The organism is Leisingera sp. S132, from assembly GCF_025144465.1.
GTDB lineage: Bacteria > Pseudomonadota > Alphaproteobacteria > Rhodobacterales > Rhodobacteraceae > Leisingera.
Genome location: NZ_CP083553.1, coordinates 2,674,121 through 2,689,640, shown reverse-complemented (window position 1 = coordinate 2,689,640; position 15,520 = coordinate 2,674,121). Strand labels below are relative to the sequence as shown.

Below are 15,520 nucleotides of genomic sequence, written 5' to 3'. Positions count from 1 at the left end.
TTTGCTGAAACCGGCGACAGGTTGGTGACAGCTTCAATGAGTAAACATGTCTAACCCGCGGAAACGAAGCTGCCAAAGCGAATTGTGGCGGGCGATCTCCGGCGCGTGGGAGTGCGCCGGCCACGACCTGAGGAGGAACGCATGAAATTCACTGTCACCCGCGGCCTGTTTGCCGCTGCCGCCCTGTCGCTGTCCGCCTTTGCGGCCCAGGCACAGGACAACCCCGAATGCATTGCCCCGGCCAATCCGGGCGGCGGCTGGGACTTTACCTGCCGACAGGTCGGCAAGTCGCTGCAGGATCTGGGACTGATCGACAAGACCATGCAGGTGGTGAACCTGGCTGGCGGCGGCGGCGGCGTGGCCTTTGCCGAGGTGGTCAACAAGCGCACGGACGACAACAGCCTGATCGTTGCTGCCTCCAGCGCCACCGCAACCCGCCTGGCACAGGGCGCCTATCCGGGCAACAGCATGGACCAGGTGCGCTGGCTGGCGGCGATCGGCGCGGACTACGGCGTGATTGCTGTGTCTGCCGACAGCGAGGTCGATACGCTGCCGCAGCTGTTGGACACCATCAAGGCGGACCCGACCTCGGTCTCCGTCGCGGGCGGTTCCGCGGTGGGCGGCTGGGACCACCTGAAAGTTCTGATCGCGGCCAGCGCCTATGGCATCGAGGACGTCCGCAGCGTCAAATACATCGCCTTTGACGGCGGCGGCGAGGCAGTGACCCAGCTGCTGGCAGGTTCCGTGCAGGCCTTCACCGGCGACATCTCTGAGGCCAAGGGCTTTGTGGATTCCGGTGACATCAAGGTGATCGCGGTGCTGTCGCCGGAACGCCTGCCGGGCGAATTCGCCGACTTCCCGACTGCGAAGGAGCAGGGTGTTGATGCCATCGGTGCAAACTGGCGCGGCTTCTATGCACCGGGCGGCATGTCGGACGAGGCCTATGACGCCTGGGTGTCAAAGATCGGTGATCTTTATGCGTCTGACGCCTGGAAAGAGGTAATGGCCGCCAACGGCCTGGCGCCGCTGGACCTGCAAGGGGCTGCGTTCCAGGAATTCGTGGCCGGTTCGGTCGCGCAGATCCAGTCGATTTCCAAGGACATCGGCATCATCAAGTAACCTGCTGCGGGGCGGACCGGCACAGCAGTCTGCCAGCCCGCCCCGCCTGAATACCCGAACTGGAGACCGCCATGAGCGATCGTATCTTCGGGGTTTTCGGCATCATCCTTGCCGCCGGCTATGTCTTTGCCGCGCTTGCGATCGAGGAGAGTTTTCTCTCAGATGCTGTCGGCCCCAAGGCCTTTCCCCTGATCATTGCCGCTATCCTCGCCCTGTCGGGTGCCGTGATCGCGCTGCGCCCGGACCCCGAGCCGCACTGGCCCGCTATGGCACGTCTGGCAGAAGTTGCTGCTGCCGTGGTTGTGCTGATCCTCTACGCCGAAATGCTGCCGGTCGCGGGTTTTGTCATCGCCACCGCTTTTGCCGCCGCCTATCTGGCCTGGCGCCTGGGATCGGGACCGCTGGAAACAGTGGCCGTGGGCGCCGGCACTTCCATCGGCATCTATGTCACCTTTCACCTGATCCTCGGCCTGTCGCTGGCCAAGGGTCCGCTTGGCTTCTGAGGAGGGCGCCGCATGGAGCTTCTCGCAAATCTTGGCGACGGCTTTGCCATCGCGCTCAGCTGGCAGAACATCGGCCTGGCGCTGCTGGGCTGCTTTCTGGGCACTATCATGGGCGCCTTGCCGGGGCTTGGCCCGTCGAATGGTGTTGCCATCCTGATCCCCCTGGCCTTTACCCTTGGGCTGGGTGCCACCCCCTCGCTGATCCTGCTGACCAGTGTCTACTATGGCGCCATGTACGGCGGGCGCATCAGCTCGATCCTGCTGAACATTCCCGGGGATGAGCCGGCCATGATGACCTGCCTGGACGGCCACCCGATGGCCAAGAAAGGGATGGCTGGCGAAGCACTGTCGCTGTCGGGCATCGCGTCCTTTGTCGGCGCCTTCCTGGCCACCTGGGGGCTGATCCTGCTGGCGCCGCAGTTGGTGAAGATCGCCCTTCTGTTCGGCCCGGCGGAGTACTTCGCGCTGTTTGCGCTCGCCTTCATGACCTTGGGCGGCGTCTCATCGACCAACCAGGCAAAGTCGGCCTTTGCCGCAGCGCTGGGCCTGGGTCTGGCGACCATCGGCGTCGACACCCAGACCGGGGTGCCGCGGTTCACCTTCGGTGAAGTGCATCTTTATGACGGGCTGGACTTCCTGGTGGCCATCGTTGGCCTGTTCGCCCTGTCCGAGGTCTTTATCTTCCTGGAGACCCGGCACGGCGGATCCGATGCCGCGGGGCGCAAGCTGACCATCGGCAAGCTTTATCCGCCGGTGTCGATGATCCGGCAGACCACTCCGACCATGCTGCGGACGTCCTTCCTAGGCTTCATTGCCGGCGTTCTGCCCGGTGCGGGCGCCTCGCTGGGGTCGTTCATCTCTTATTCGATGGAGAAGAAACTGGTCGACAAGGAAGGCACCTTCGGCACTGGTGATCCGCGCGGCGTGGCAGCGCCCGAGGCCGGCAACAACGCGGCTGCGGGCGGCGCGCTGGTGCCGATGCTGGCGCTGGGTGTGCCGGGGTCGGGCACCACCGCTGTACTGCTGGCGGTTCTGCTGGCGCTGAATATCACACCCGGCCCGCTGCTGTTCAGCCAGAACCCGGATGTGGTCTGGGGCCTGATCGCGGCGCTGTTCATTGCCAACTTCATGCTGCTGGCGATGAACATCCCGATGGTCGGGCTGTTCACCCGCGTGCTGATGATCCCTTCTCGGATCCTGATGCCGATTGTGGCGATGGTCAGTTTCGTCGGTATCTACGGCATCTCGGGCAGCACCTTCGACCTCCTGGTGATGATCGGCTTCGGCGTCATGGGCTGGGGGCTGCGCAAGCTGGACGTGCCGCTGGTGCCGATCATCCTGGGCACGCTCTTGGGCAATGCGATGGAGAACAACCTGCGCCGTGCCGTGACCATCGACAACGGCAACTGGTGGACGCTGTTTGACAGCCCGCTGTCCATCGCGCTCTGGGCCATTGCCATTATCGGCTTTGTGCTGCCGCTGATCGTCGGCGCGCGGGTCAAAGCCAAGATGCACCAGCGCCGGGACGAGGAGGGCGCAATCAGCGATTGACCCTGCGAATAGCCCTTCCAGAGCACCGTTTGGAAGGGCTTCCATTGTTGTTGCAGAAAGCTCAGATGCCCCTTTGAGCATCTATTGGATGGCCTGATCCCTGTTCCACGGGGGCGGCGGATCAGGCAGCTCAGGCGGAGCGATGGGGCGTGGATATCACCGCCAGTATTTTGTTCCGCTGGATTTTCCCTGAAGGGCCTTTGGGCAGCTCATTCAGAAAATGCACCCCGTCAGGCGACTTGAACTTCCCAAGCTGAGCCCGGCAAATTTCGATCAGCTCCAATTCGGTCAGCTCGGAACCGTCGCGTATCTTCACTGCGGCTTCGACTGTTTCGCCATAGCTTTTGCTGGGACGTCCGAAGGCGGCGGCCTCTATCACATCCGGATGGGAGTAGAGGGCTTCGTCGATTTCGCGCGGGGCAATGTTTTCGCCGCCCTTGATGATCAGCTCCTTCAGGCGTCCGGTAACGAACACGTAGCCGTCATTGTCTACCCGCCCCAGATCCCCTGTGCGCAGCCAGCCGTCCGGGGCAAAGGCAGCTGCCGTGGCCTCGGGGTTGTTCAGGTATTCCAGCATCACATTGGGGCCGCGCACTGCCAGCTCCCCCTCGCTGCCATCAGTGACAGGCTGAAGCCGGGCGTCCAGAATCGTGACCTCATTGCCAAAGGCGATGCCGGGAGAGCCGATCTTGCGGACACCGGGAGGCAGGGGGTTGGACAGAATCTGCGCAGCGGTTTCTGTCAGCCCCATGGTTTCGATGATCGCAACCCCAAAGCGGTCCTCAAACGCGCGCTGCACGTCCGGAGCCAGCGCCGATGAGGCGGAGCGGCCGAAGCGCAGCCTTGCCTTGGTGCTGTCCGCGGGATCCAGGTCCGAGTGCAGCAAGTGCGAGATGATGGTGGGCACCACCGAGAACCAGGTGGCCTGCGACCAGCCGGTATGAGCCCAGAAGCGGCTGGCAGAAAAACGCTCGCACATGGCCAGCGAGCCGCCGGAGATCAGCGCGCCCATCACCGTCACGCAGAGCCCGTTGATATGGTAGATGGGCAGGACGCAGAGGCCGCGGTCCTTCGGGGTCAGCTGATGCGCCACGGCGGTGGTCCAACCGCCCGCCAACAGGCTGGCGTGCGTATGCACCACTCCCTTGGGCTGGCCGGTTGTGCCTGAGGTGTACATCAGCAAGGCGTGGTCACCGGCAGAAAGCGGATGCAGCTCTGCCGGTGACCCGCCGGTTGCTGCCGCCCGGTCCAAAGGGGAGAGAAAGGGCAGGCTGGCAGTCTGCTCGAACAGGTCCATCTGGCTGGCGTGCACAAAGGCAAAGCGGGCACCGCTGTGCTCCAGGGCGTAGGACACCGCGCTGTTGCCCGCGACCAGATTGATCATGGTGGCGCGGAAGCCGCCGTAGAGCACCCCGAAGAGGCATTCCAGCGCTTCGCGCCCGTTGGGATGCAGGATGGCGATGCTTTCCCCCTTGGCGATGCCCAGGGCGGTCAGATAGCGGGCGATGGCGTCGGCCGTCCGGCGCAGCTCCGCCCAGCTAAGATCGGGGCCGCCGTCGGGAAAGACAAAGCCGGTGCCGCCCTCAGCTGCGCGCGTGTTCAGCCAGTCGCGGATGGTCCCCTTGGGCGGCTCCATCATTGGCCCGCCTCCGCCCAGTAGCTGGCAAAGATGTCTGCCAGCGCGGGCTCGCGGGCGGGAATTTCGCGCACGATCTTGGTGGTTTGCACGAAATGGCGCCAGTTGAGGTTGGTGTCGATGGAGTTGCCGCCCCAGCTGCCGCAGCCCATCGACAGGGAAAACGGCATCCCGTTGGTGAAGGCGCCGCCGGTGGCGAAGGTATGGGCCTGATTGACGATCACCCGGCAGGTGGGCATGTCGCGGCCCAGTTGCACCGCGCGCTCATCCCGGGCTGTGTGAATGCCGATGGAATGCCCGGCCCCCTGATACGTAAGGATACGGGTGGCGATGGCCTTGGCATCGGCATAATCCGCGGCCCGGTAGACGGCGAGGATGCGGCTCAGCTTCTCCCCGCTCAGCGGGTGCTCCGGACCGATTCCCTTGGTCTCCACCGCCAGAAACCTGGTGCCGTCCGGGACTTTGCCCGCCATATCCAGCGCGGCCAGCATTCTATCTGCGTCCTGGGCGATGACTTTGCGGTTCAAATGGCCGTCCGGCCACAGCTTGGCGATTATGCCTGCGGAGGCAGCCTCCGGCACCAGCGTGCCGCCTTCGCGGGCCAAGGCGGCAATGAACTGGTCATAGATGGCATCCACCACAACCACTGCATTCTCGGACGAGCAGGAGGTTGCATTGTCAAAACACTTGGAGGCGGTGATCTTGGCCGCCGCATCTGCAAGGTCCGCAGTCTCATCCACGATCACGGTCACATTGCCTGCCCCCACGGCCACGGCAGGCGTGCCGCAGGACTGGGCGCGGTGGACATTGTTCTGGCTGCCGGTGCAGATCACCCGGTCGGCGGCCTCCATCAGCGTCTGGGTCTTGGCCTTGGAGCCCGGTGCAGGGATCATCTGCACCAGATCGGGGTCGAGGCCCAGTTTGGCAAACTCTGCATGGATATAGGAAAGCAGCAGCTCACAGGAGGCCACGCCCTTGGGCGAGGGAGCCACCACGATGGCATTGCCGCCCTTCAGCGCATTGATGATGTTGTTGGCGGGCGTGGCCGCCGGGTTGGTCGAGGGGACAACGGCGCCGATCACGCCGATGGGACGCATGATCTCTGTGATGCCGGTTTCCGGGTCGTCGCTGATGATGCCGTGGGTCCGGACGCCCGCGATGTCGCGCAGCAGCCCCAGCGTCTTGCGGTGGTTCTTGGTGATCTTGTCCGCCACATTGCCAAGGCCGGTGGTTTCCACCGCCAGCTCTGCCAGGGCGCGGTTGCGGGCGGGTTCCATGATGGCCCAGCCTGCCGCCAAAGCTGCCTTGTCATACAGCGCCTGGCTCCCCTTGGCTTCAAATTCCTGCTGGGCGGTGCGGGCGCGCACCACGATCTGTTCCACCTCGGCCGTGCCGGAGGCGAGTGCGTCCTGAGCGTTCATGTCTTACCTCGATATCTTGGCCGGGACGCGCGCTGCGGCATGCGCGCGTCCCGAAGGAGTTCCAGCTGGCATCACAGCCCGGCCAGAAGCTCTTTCAGTGTTTGTTCGCGGGCGGCCCACATCTCCTTGACTTCGTCGCGGGTCATGATGTGCATGGGCGATCCGCCAGCCGCCATTTTCTTGGCAACCCGGTCATTGGCGAACATTTCAGGCACGGTTGCCGCCAGTTTGTCGATCACCTCCTGAGGCGTGTCCTTGGGCACCATCACGCCGCGGAAGTTGACGGAGGAATTGTCGACGTCCAGGCCCTGTTCCTGCATGGTGGGCACGTCTGGCAGAAAATCGGAGCGCTTGAGGTCAGCAACACCCAGGATCTTCACGTTGCCCGCTTCCTGCGCGCGAAAAGCGTCGGACAGGTTGTTGATGCCGCCCATGACCTCACCGGCGATCACCGCCTTCATCGCCGCTGCGCCGCCGCCCTTGGTCGGGATATAGGCCATCTTCACGCCTGCAGCCTTTTCGATCTGCAGCGCAGCGATGTGGTGGCCAACGAACAGACCCGCACCGGAGAAGGTCAGCTTGCCCGGATTTTCTGTGGCATAGGCAACCACATCGGCCATCGAATTGAACGGGCTGTCAGCACCGACCACAAAGACCGCCGGGTCAGCGCCCCAGTTGGCGATGGGTTCAAAGCTGTCTGCGGAATAGGACACGCCGCCCTTGATCGACTGCGCGATGAAGTGGGGCACGTTGTAGGCCGCCAGGGTGTAGCCATCCGCATCTGCTTGGGTGGCAAACCAGTTCCAGCCGACACGGCCGCCCGCGCCGGGCTTGTTGATGATGGCAATGGGCATTCCCAGCGCATCCTCGTTGCCTGCGGTCATGGTAACGATCCGGGCCTGGAAATCGGTCGCCCCGCCGGCCCCGTAGGAGACCATCATCATGATCGGGCGGTCCGGGTAGTCCCCGGCCATGGCAGCGCCTGCCAGGCCCATCAGCGCAAAGGCAGCGCCTGCAATCATTTTCTTCATTTTCTTCTCCTCCCTATTGGTTTCGGACCGGCTACAGGCGGTCAGAACAGAATTTCCCGCGGCGTGTAGACGCTCAGCAGCTTGGCAAAGAGGCCGTACATCACCGCCACGAATCCCGCGGTGATCAGCGCGCGCCGGACCCAGGTCCTGCCTTGCGCATGCGGCGCCGGGTCATAGAGCGACAGCAGGATGAAAAAGGTGATGGCGGTGGCGGTGTAAAACCCAAGCGCCTTGGCGGCCCAGAAAACATAGACCAGCATCACCGCCAGCCCCGGCACCATGTTCAGGAACATCGTCCGTGAGATGCCCGAGCCGACCTTGCTGAGGCCCAGGGCGGCCTTGCCGAAGGTCCAGCCAGCCAGCACCACGAATACCGATGCGATCAGGCGCGGGAACAGGAAGGCTTCGGCTGGCTGCTGGGTATAACTGACCCAGGTAACCCAGATGCCCACTGCGAACACGAGGCCGGAGCCAAGGATGTGCTGCGACCGGTTCATGCCTGCGCCTCCTCTTTGGTGGTGTAGCGGCGGCTGCGCAATTCCATCCAGGCCGAGTAAGCGATGGACGCGACGACCACGGCGATCAGGATGATGTTGAGACCGCCGGTCAGGAAGTAGGCGGATTTGCCAACGGTGGCGTCGGCGATCATGCCGCCCTGAATGAAATTCGCCTCCGCGATTGGACCAAGGATCAGGCCCAGCACCAGCGGCGCGGCGGAAAAGCCGAAACGCTCCAGGAAGTACATGCCGACACCCAGGCAGGCCATGACATAGACGTCGCCCATCGAGCTCTGCACCGAGTAGGCGCCAAAGACGGAGAGGGCGAGCACGATGGCGGCCATCACCGATTGCGGCACCTGGGCGACGCGGGCGGCGAGTCCCGCCACATAGAGGCCGAACAGGCACATCAGGACCTGGCCCACCAGCATCGAGTTGATGAAGGTCCAGGCCACATCCGGGTGATTGTCGAACAGATCAGAGCCGGGGAAAATGCCGTGGATCAGCAACCCGCCAAGCAGCACAGCAGCGGTGGGGCTGCCCGGGATCGACAGCGTCAAGAGCGGTACCAGCGACGGGCCGACCATTGCGTTGTTGGCGGCTTCCGCGGCGATCACGCCTTCGCTGTGGCCCTTGCCGAATTTTTCCTTTTCAGAGGAGAACTTCTTGGTCTGGTCATAGGCCACCAGCCCGGCGATCTGGCCGCCAACGCCGGGGATCAGCCCGATGATGGAGCCGGTGATGGTGCCGATGCCCAGGGCACGCGGACGGCGCAGCAGTTCCTTGGTGGCGTCCAGAACGGAATGTTTCTGCACCTCGATCACCTCGGCGCCTTCCGTGCGGCGGCCTTTGGCGAACATGGTCAGCACCTGCGGAATGGCAAAGAGGCCGATGAGCGCCGCGATGATGTTGATGCCGCCGCCGAGCGACGGGTGGAAGATGAACCGCTGGGCGCCCATGATGTCGTCAAAGCCGATGGTAGCGAGCCACAGCCCGATGCAGCCGGACAGAAGGCCTTTGACAACCGAGGCCGAGTCCAGCGAGCCGATCACGGTGACGCCCAGGATTGCCAGCCAGAACAGATGCGAGGGGCCAAAGGCCAGCGCCCATTCCGCCAGAACCGGGGTCAGGAAGATCAGCAGAAGCACGCCGAAGATACCGCCCGCGGCAGAGGCGAGGAAGGACAGCTGCAGCGCCTTGGCGCCCTGACCCTGCTTGGCCATCTTGTGGCCGTCCAGCGTGGTAGCGATGTTCGCGGGCGCGCCGGGGATCTTCAGGAGGATCGCGCTGACCGCGCCGCCGGCCACGGTAGAGGTATAGGCGGCACCCAAAAGGATGAGGCCCTGAACCGCCTCCAGATGGAAGGTGAAGGGGATCAGCAGCGCCACTGCCATGGTGGGGGAAAGTCCCGGGGTTGCCCCCAGGATCAGCCCGCCGATTGTGCCGCCCAGAAGCAGCAGGAATGACAGCGGCGAGAACACGTCTCCGAAGTAATAAATGAACTCCATTCAGGGCCTCCCAACCCGGCTGATCGCGCTTTTGCTTTTGTTGACAAAACAGGTTAGGCCATGAAAATAGTATTGCAAACGTTTTCATAATTCTTGCCGGAGGAGGGGAAATTATGGCGCCTAAACAAAAAGGTAACGTGGATATCGTGGCCGTGGCGAAGGCTGCCAAAGTGTCACCCTCCACGGTGTCGCGCACCTTCAACCACCCCGATCTGGTCAGCCCGGCGACTCGCAAGAAGATCACCCGCGCGGTGCAGAAACTGGGCTATGTCAGGAACCGTGCGGCGCAGATGATGCATGGCAAGCGGTCCGGCACCATCGGGCTGGTGGTGCCGACCATCAACCACGCGATTTTTGCCGAGGTGATCCAGGCGTTCTCGGATGCCATTGACCAGGCCGGGTTTACATTGCTGCTGGCGTCGCACGGTTATGACCTGGACCGGGAATACGCGATGGTGCGCAAGCTGATGGAGCACCGGGTCGACGGGGTGGCGCTGATCGGACTGGAGCATTCGGCGGCTACGTCCCGGCTGATTGCCCAGCAGGAAACCCCGGCCATGGCGATCTGGAACTACGCAGAGGAGTCTGAGCTGCCCTGTGTCGGCGCGGATAACCGTCTGGCCGGCAGGATGGCGGCAGAGCACCTGCTGGAGCTGGGGCACCGGGATATCGGCCTGATTTTTCCCGACACCCGCGGGAATGACCGGGCGCAGTACAGGTTGACGTCGGTTTTGGAGGCATTGCGGGAAAGGGGGGTGTCTGTGCCGGAACATCGCATGTCTGAGGCCCCTTATAGCGTGGCGCAGGCCAAGCAAGCGGCAATCAGGCTGTTTTCAGGGAGTGCCCGCCCGACAGCCCTGTTGTGCGGCAATGACGTGATCGCCCAAGGCGCTCTTTACGGTGCGCAAAAATGCGGTCTGCGGGTGCCCGGGGACGTGTCGATCATTGGGATCGGCGACTTCAAAGGATCAGCGGATATCGAACCCGGGCTGACCACCATCCGCATTCCGGCCGAAACCATCGGGTCGCTCGCCGGGCAACGGTTTACAGATTACATTACGTCTGACACGCGTGAGCAGTTCAGGCTGTGCTGCGGGCTGGAATGTGTCGTCCGGGGAACGACAAGTCCTGCCGCCTGACGGCAAATCAGCAGAAAACCTGCCTGGTTGCAGCCCGCATCATGCCCGCCGCAGCAGGTAGATGTCCATGATCCACCCGTGCTCTGCCCGTGCCATTGCGCGGGTTTCGATGATCCGCCCGGCCGCTTCGGCCAGCGGGCCTGCGACGGATATCTGGTTCTCCATGCCTGCATAGGCTGTCCAGAAGATTTCCACGCCTTGCGGGCTGATTGCCTGAAAGGAGCATTCCCCGTCCAGCATGATGACCAGCGTATCGGCGCTGTCCGGCCAGCCGGTTTCACGCAACTGCCGCCCGGTGGTGATGGTGAATGGCGCGCCTATTTCGTTGACGGGGATGGCATGCGCCGCTGTCAGCGCCTGGATCGAGGTGATGCCGGGGATCACTGTCAGCTTGATTTCTGCCAGCGTCTTCAGCCGCTCGGCAATCCGCATGGTGCTGTCATAAAGCGACGGGTCGCCCCAGACCAGGAACCCGGCCTTGCCGCCATCCGGCAGATGGGCCGTTATGTTCTGCCACCAGATTTCCGCAATGGCGTCGTGCCAGTCGTCGACCCGTTTGCGGTAGCTTTGGGTGGCTTCGTCCCGCACGGGCAGGGCAAATTCCACGATCTTCGGGCCATCGCCCCGGATCGCCCGGTTGCAGATCTCGCGCCGGAGCCCCGCCAGGTCGTCCTTGCCCGCGCCCTTGTTGGGGATCAGGATCAGATCCTGCGCGTTCAGCGCCTCAATCGCCTGCAGCGTCATGTGCTGCGGGTTGCCGGTGCCGATGCCGATCAGGGAAAGCTCAATCATGACGGGCCTTTCACATGAAAACACGGCCCTCTATGGGGCCGTGCAATTTGTCTTGCAAGCCGGGATTTGCGGCTCAGGAGCCCTCGCCCGCGGGAACAGTAATCTTTGCCTCCACCGGCTGGCCTTCCACCAGCAGCGCGCTGTGACTGTTGGTGTTGAGCGAGACCTTGACTTCCGCGCCTTCGGGCAGGGCAGGGATATGCATCCAGTTGGCATAAAGCCGGGCAAGTTTTTCGCCGTTCACATAGACATGCGCATGGCCCTCGCCGTCAACGTCTGCGGCAGAGGCGTTCTGCGGGGCAAAGCGGAAATTCTGCGGTGTCACCTGCAGGTTCCAGCCCGCCATCGGATCCTTGTGCAGCTGAATGGCAACGCCGGGCGCATCCGGGCCTGCAGCCAGGCTGACGCTCTGGGAATGGTCATGAGACGCCATTTCGCCGTGACCGCCGCCGTGGTGCGCGGGGTCGCCATGGTCATGGCCGTCGAAGGTGACGCCGTTTCCGGCCGCAATCACAAAGCCGGCACCGCCGCCAAACACCAGGCCGATCGCAAACAGGGCAAGAGAGCGGGACATCTGTTCATCCTCTGAAAGAAGAATTTCCCCGCCGGATACGGCCGGCGGGGAGGGTCAAGGAGCCGGATCAGGCTGCGGCTTCCGCGCGCTTGCCTTCGGCCTGCCAGAAATAGCCGGCAAAGCTGCCCAGCAGAGCCCAGGCGGCCATGCCGATGCCGAAGGCCCGGGCGGCAAACAGCGCGCCGATCTCGGTTGGAACCGGGCCGGAGAAGCTTTCCGGCTCAGGCGCGCCGATGATGTGCGGCCCCATAAGCAGCAGAGCCGCGATCAGGTAGCTGACCAGATTGCCGCCAAAGGCAATCAGCCACATGGCGACGCCTGCGGCGGCCACGGTGACGGTCCACCAGATCTGGCGCGCGCCCACGTCGGCGGCGGCAACACCCGGCACCTCGGGCGCCAGCGACAGGCCGGGCGCGAAGTGGAAGGTGATGAAGCCCGCCAGGCCCCACAACAGGCCGGAGCGCGCGTTGATCTCATGGCCCTGGCGCTCGGCCACCGACATCAGCGCCGCCATCACCAGCGCATAGCCGGTGTAGGTCAGCATCGTGAAGATGATGCTGAGGCCGTCGCGAACAGGCTCGGCGAACAGGCCGGGCAGATCGGGATGCGCGGTTACGGGATCAGCACTGAAATGCACCAGCTCGCCGCCCTCATAGAGTTCGGCGTGGAGCAGCACGGGCTGCACGAAATACAGCTGCAGCAGGGCGGTAATCAGCCCTGCTGCAGCACCAGCGAACAGGCCGCTGGTCAGAATGCGACTGAACATGGCCTTAGTGGCAGGGGAAGCCGGTTGCGTGGCGCACGTCATGAGCAGCGTCGTGCAGGGCGGATGCCTGAACATGGCCGGTCAGAGTGATGATCCCCAGCCCCAGAACCACTGCAAACAGTGCCGGAAGAACACTGGTGCCAGCGGCAGAAGCCTTAAGCGTCTTGGTCGTCATTTCTAGTCCTCCTAACCGTCACACCCGACGGCATAAGTTTGCGTTTCCACACGGCCGGTCTCCTGACTCGCGGGTCGCTGCTGCCTTCCTCCTTCCCGGCTTGCGCCAGTGGTTTTTGGAAGGCCGCTCGCCGCTCACAGTCGCGGGGGCGGTTGAGGCTTCGGTGCCGCGATTTGGTCCACCGTCCTCATTCCCGTTTCAGTCCCAGTGCTTAGGCACCATCAGACACCGTATCCTGCGGTAATGCCCCGCGCGGCGCGCTCCGGTCAAGGAAGAATCCGCCAGGTTTGTGCCCTTCAGCGGCACGGGGGCAGTTAATGTATGTCGGGATGGGTGGCCGGTGACGCCGGAAAATGCAAATTTTCCGGCCAAAATTCCGTGCCGGAATTTTCCTCACGCCCGCCGCAGGCGGATCACGCCAGATCAGCCGGGATGCGGGCAATCGCCTTGAACCGCAATCGCCCCAAGGGCCGGGCGTCGGCGAAATTGCCGTCCGGGCTTTCGCGGTACATCTTCAGGAAGGACAGGATGTCAGGCAGGTCCGCTGCCGTGATCTCTGCGAACAGATAGGCGGTCTTGCCGCTTTGCCGCACCGCTAGCGTCTGCGGCCGTTTGCAGCCGGACATGCAATCCACCTGCTGCAGCCGCGCCGCCACCCCGTCCACCTCCAGCGCTGCGGCGACCTGCCCGAACAGGGCCGGGTCCGCGTCGCGGCAGGTGCGGCACAGGGTGAGGGTCGGCAGGCTCATGCGTGCGGCAGGTCCTGATCGGCCAGCGGCCCGTAAAGGATCAGCACCGGCGCCTTGGTTTCCATTCCCCGCAAAACCGATGGCAGCTCGCCCACGGTGTGGCAGAACAGTTTCTGCTCCGGCGTGGAAACCCCCTGCGCCACCAGCGCGTGGGTGTCCGCGGGCAGGCCCGCTTCCATCAGCTTTTCCGCCAGGTCAGCAAAGGTGCGTTTGCCCATGTAAACCACGGTTGTGGCATGCGGGTCGGCCAGCGCCGCCATGTTCAGATCGTCCGGCAGCCCGCCGGTCACGTCATGGCCGGTGATGAACTGCAGCCGCCGCGCCGTCAGCCGCCGGGTCAGCGGAATACTGGCCGCCGCTGCCGCCGCCGAGGCTGCTGTGACGCCGGGCACGATTTCGAACCCGATGCCCGCTTCGCGCAGCGCGGTCATCTCTTCCTCCAGCCGCCCGAAGACGCCGGAATCGCCGGACTTGAGCCGCACCACGTTGAGGCCGGAGGAAGCGTAGTCGACCAAGAGCTGGCTCACATGATCCTGCTTGGGCGAGGGGCGGCCTGCGCGTTTGCCCACACCCACCAGATCGGCATCGGCGCGGGCATGGCTCAGAATCGGGCCGGACGACAGGTCGTCGAACAGGATCGCGTCTGCCGCTTCCAGCCGCTTCACGGCTTTCACAGTCAGCAGCTCCGGGTCGCCGGGGCCGGAGGAGACAAAGCTCACAAAACCGCTCATGCCTGTTCTCCCGTGATCAGGTGGAAGAAGGTGCCAGTGACGTGGCCCTTGATGGAGCCAGTTTCCGGCACGGGGCCGCCGTCGGCGTCCATCACCTGCGCCAGCGGCGCGTCGGGTTCTTCCAGAATGGTGGAGTAATGGAACTCATGGCCGCGCAGCGCCGTGCCCGCGTCAAAGCCCGGCATCCCGGCCTGCAGAATGGCGCGGCGGTAGCCGAGGTGGAACTTGCGCTTCTCATAGGAGGTCACCAGGCCGAGAAGACCCAGCATCTGGTGGCGGTTGCCCTCCTTGTCGATCAGCGCCTCGCCCAGGGCCATGTAGCCGCCGCATTCGCCATGCACCGGTTTGGTCTCGGCGTGCTTGCGGACACCGGCGCGGAAGGTCTCCGCCGCCGCCACCGTGCCGCCGTGCAGCTCCGGGTAGCCGCCGGGCAGCCAGACCAGATCGGCGTCCGCCGCCGGGGCCTCGTCAGCGAGCGGCGAGAACGGCAGGATTTCTGCGCCTGCCGCTCGCCATCCGGTCAGCAGGTGCGGATAGGTAAAGGAAAACGCCGCATCCCGCGCCAGCGCAATCCGCTGCGCGGGCGGTCTGGGCAGGCTGGCGGGCGCGGGCGCTTGGCCTGCCAGGGCTGCGGACTTGATCGCATCCAGATCCACATGCGCGCGCAAGAATTCGGCATAGCCTGCGATGGCGGCTTCCAGATCGGGATGCTCCACCGCCTGGATCAGGCCCAGATGCCGCTCCGGCAGGGTCAGGTCGCCGCGCCGGGGCAGGGAGCCCAGCACCTTGATGCCCGCCTTCTCCATCCCCAGCCGGGTCAGCCGCTCATGGCGCGGGCTGGCAACACGATTGAGGATCACCCCGGCAAAGGGCAGCTCCGGGTCGTAGTTCTTGAACCCCAGCGCGGTGGCCGCCGCCGATTGCGCCTGGCCGCCGACATCAACCACCAGCACCACCGGCCAGCCCATCCGCTTGGCGGTTTCGGCGGAGGAGCCAAAGCCCGACTGCCCGCGCGTTGCCACGCCGTCATAGAGGCCCATCGAGCCTTCGCCGACGCAGATTTCGGCGCCTGCCGATTGCGCGGTGACCGCATCCAGCAGGCGGGCGTCCATCGCCCAGGTGTCCAGATTAAAGCTGGGCCGCTTGGCAGCTGCCAGGTGGAAGGCCGGATCGATGTAGTCCGGCCCGCTCTTGTAAGGCTGAACGGTCAGTCCGTCCTCGGCCAGCGCCCGCAACAGGCCCAGCATCACGGTGGTTTTGCCGGTGCCCGAGGAGGGTGCCGAGATCATCAATCCGGGAGGGTTCATTGCAGTCATAGTCTTTGTCCC

At 64.2% G+C, this 15,520-nt stretch carries 16 protein-coding genes and 1 riboswitch; of the genes, 4 read left to right on the top strand and 12 right to left on the bottom strand.

Going from position 1 to position 15,520, the window contains the following annotated elements; all coding sequences use genetic code 11:
* Positions 1-141 precede the first annotated feature (141 nt).
* From K3725_RS13360 to K3725_RS13350, 3 genes are all read left to right on the top strand, one after another.
* A complete protein-coding gene (locus K3725_RS13360) occupies positions 142-1,119 on the top strand; it encodes a tripartite tricarboxylate transporter substrate binding protein (protein WP_260015807.1) in 978 nt (325 codons plus the stop codon).
* Positions 1,120-1,190: 71 nt separating this feature from the next.
* Positions 1,191-1,622, top strand: a complete 432-nt coding sequence (locus K3725_RS13355; RefSeq protein ID WP_260015806.1) for a tripartite tricarboxylate transporter TctB family protein — start codon at positions 1,191-1,193, stop codon at positions 1,620-1,622.
* 12 nt (positions 1,623-1,634) lie between these two features.
* Positions 1,635-3,173 carry a tripartite tricarboxylate transporter permease gene (locus K3725_RS13350; RefSeq protein ID WP_260015805.1) on the top strand — a complete coding sequence of 513 codons (1,539 nt, stop codon included), beginning with the start codon at positions 1,635-1,637 and terminating at the stop codon, positions 3,171-3,173.
* A gap of 130 nt (positions 3,174-3,303) precedes the next feature.
* Here K3725_RS13350 and K3725_RS13345 read toward each other — a convergent pair whose 3' ends face one another.
* From K3725_RS13345 to K3725_RS13325, 5 genes are all read right to left on the bottom strand, one after another.
* Positions 3,304-4,812 (bottom strand): AMP-binding protein, encoded by a 1,509-nt coding sequence (locus tag K3725_RS13345; protein ID WP_260015804.1) that lies wholly within the window; start codon positions 4,810-4,812, stop codon positions 3,304-3,306.
* Positions 4,809-6,230: an acylating sulfoacetaldehyde dehydrogenase gene (sauS, locus tag K3725_RS13340; RefSeq protein ID WP_260015803.1), complete on the bottom strand. Its 1,422-nt coding sequence runs from the start codon at positions 6,228-6,230 to the stop codon at positions 4,809-4,811. Before sauS ends, K3725_RS13345 begins: the two co-directional genes overlap by 4 nt.
* A gap of 71 nt (positions 6,231-6,301) precedes the next feature.
* Positions 6,302-7,261 carry a tripartite tricarboxylate transporter substrate binding protein gene (locus K3725_RS13335; RefSeq protein WP_260015802.1) on the bottom strand — a complete coding sequence of 320 codons (960 nt, stop codon included), beginning with the start codon at positions 7,259-7,261 and terminating at the stop codon, positions 6,302-6,304.
* A gap of 41 nt (positions 7,262-7,302) precedes the next feature.
* Positions 7,303-7,758 (bottom strand): tripartite tricarboxylate transporter TctB family protein, encoded by a 456-nt coding sequence (locus tag K3725_RS13330; RefSeq protein ID WP_260015801.1) that lies wholly within the window; start codon positions 7,756-7,758, stop codon positions 7,303-7,305.
* On the bottom strand, positions 7,755-9,266 hold the full coding sequence (locus tag K3725_RS13325; RefSeq protein WP_260015800.1) for a tripartite tricarboxylate transporter permease: 1,512 nt from the start codon (positions 9,264-9,266) through the stop codon (positions 7,755-7,757). Before K3725_RS13325 ends, K3725_RS13330 begins: the two co-directional genes overlap by 4 nt.
* Positions 9,267-9,379: 113 nt before the next feature.
* Here K3725_RS13325 and K3725_RS13320 point away from each other — a divergent pair, with 113 nt between their 5' ends.
* The gene (locus K3725_RS13320) at positions 9,380-10,405 is read left to right on the top strand and encodes a LacI family DNA-binding transcriptional regulator (protein ID WP_260015799.1); all 1,026 of its coding nucleotides are present in this window, start codon (positions 9,380-9,382) and stop codon (positions 10,403-10,405) included.
* A gap of 39 nt (positions 10,406-10,444) precedes the next feature.
* Here the strand turns inward: K3725_RS13320 and cobF are convergent, their stop codons facing one another.
* From cobF to K3725_RS13285, 7 genes are all read right to left on the bottom strand, one after another.
* On the bottom strand, positions 10,445-11,197 hold the full coding sequence (gene cobF / locus K3725_RS13315; protein ID WP_260015798.1) for a precorrin-6A synthase (deacetylating): 753 nt from the start codon (positions 11,195-11,197) through the stop codon (positions 10,445-10,447).
* Positions 11,198-11,270: 73 nt separating this feature from the next.
* Entirely contained in the window at positions 11,271-11,771 is a 501-nt protein-coding gene (locus tag K3725_RS13310) for a hypothetical protein (protein ID WP_260015797.1), read from the bottom strand.
* A gap of 67 nt (positions 11,772-11,838) precedes the next feature.
* Positions 11,839-12,537 (bottom strand): CbtA family protein, encoded by a 699-nt coding sequence (locus K3725_RS13305; RefSeq protein WP_260015796.1) that lies wholly within the window; start codon positions 12,535-12,537, stop codon positions 11,839-11,841.
* A gap of 4 nt (positions 12,538-12,541) precedes the next feature.
* Positions 12,542-12,712 carry a CbtB domain-containing protein gene (locus K3725_RS13300; RefSeq protein WP_222480730.1) on the bottom strand — a complete coding sequence of 57 codons (171 nt, stop codon included), beginning with the start codon at positions 12,710-12,712 and terminating at the stop codon, positions 12,542-12,544.
* Between the two features lie 34 nt (positions 12,713-12,746).
* Positions 12,747-12,960: riboswitch (cobalamin riboswitch) on the bottom strand.
* 165 nt (positions 12,961-13,125) lie between these two features.
* Positions 13,126-13,461, bottom strand: a complete 336-nt coding sequence (locus K3725_RS13295) for a DUF1636 domain-containing protein (RefSeq protein WP_260015795.1) — start codon at positions 13,459-13,461, stop codon at positions 13,126-13,128.
* Positions 13,458-14,192 (bottom strand): uroporphyrinogen-III C-methyltransferase, encoded by a 735-nt coding sequence (gene cobA / locus K3725_RS13290; RefSeq protein WP_260015794.1) that lies wholly within the window; start codon positions 14,190-14,192, stop codon positions 13,458-13,460. Before cobA ends, K3725_RS13295 begins: the two co-directional genes overlap by 4 nt.
* A complete protein-coding gene (locus K3725_RS13285) occupies positions 14,189-15,508 on the bottom strand; it encodes a cobyrinate a,c-diamide synthase (RefSeq protein ID WP_260015793.1) in 1,320 nt (439 codons plus the stop codon). Before K3725_RS13285 ends, cobA begins: the two co-directional genes overlap by 4 nt.
* Positions 15,509-15,520 lie beyond the last annotated feature (12 nt).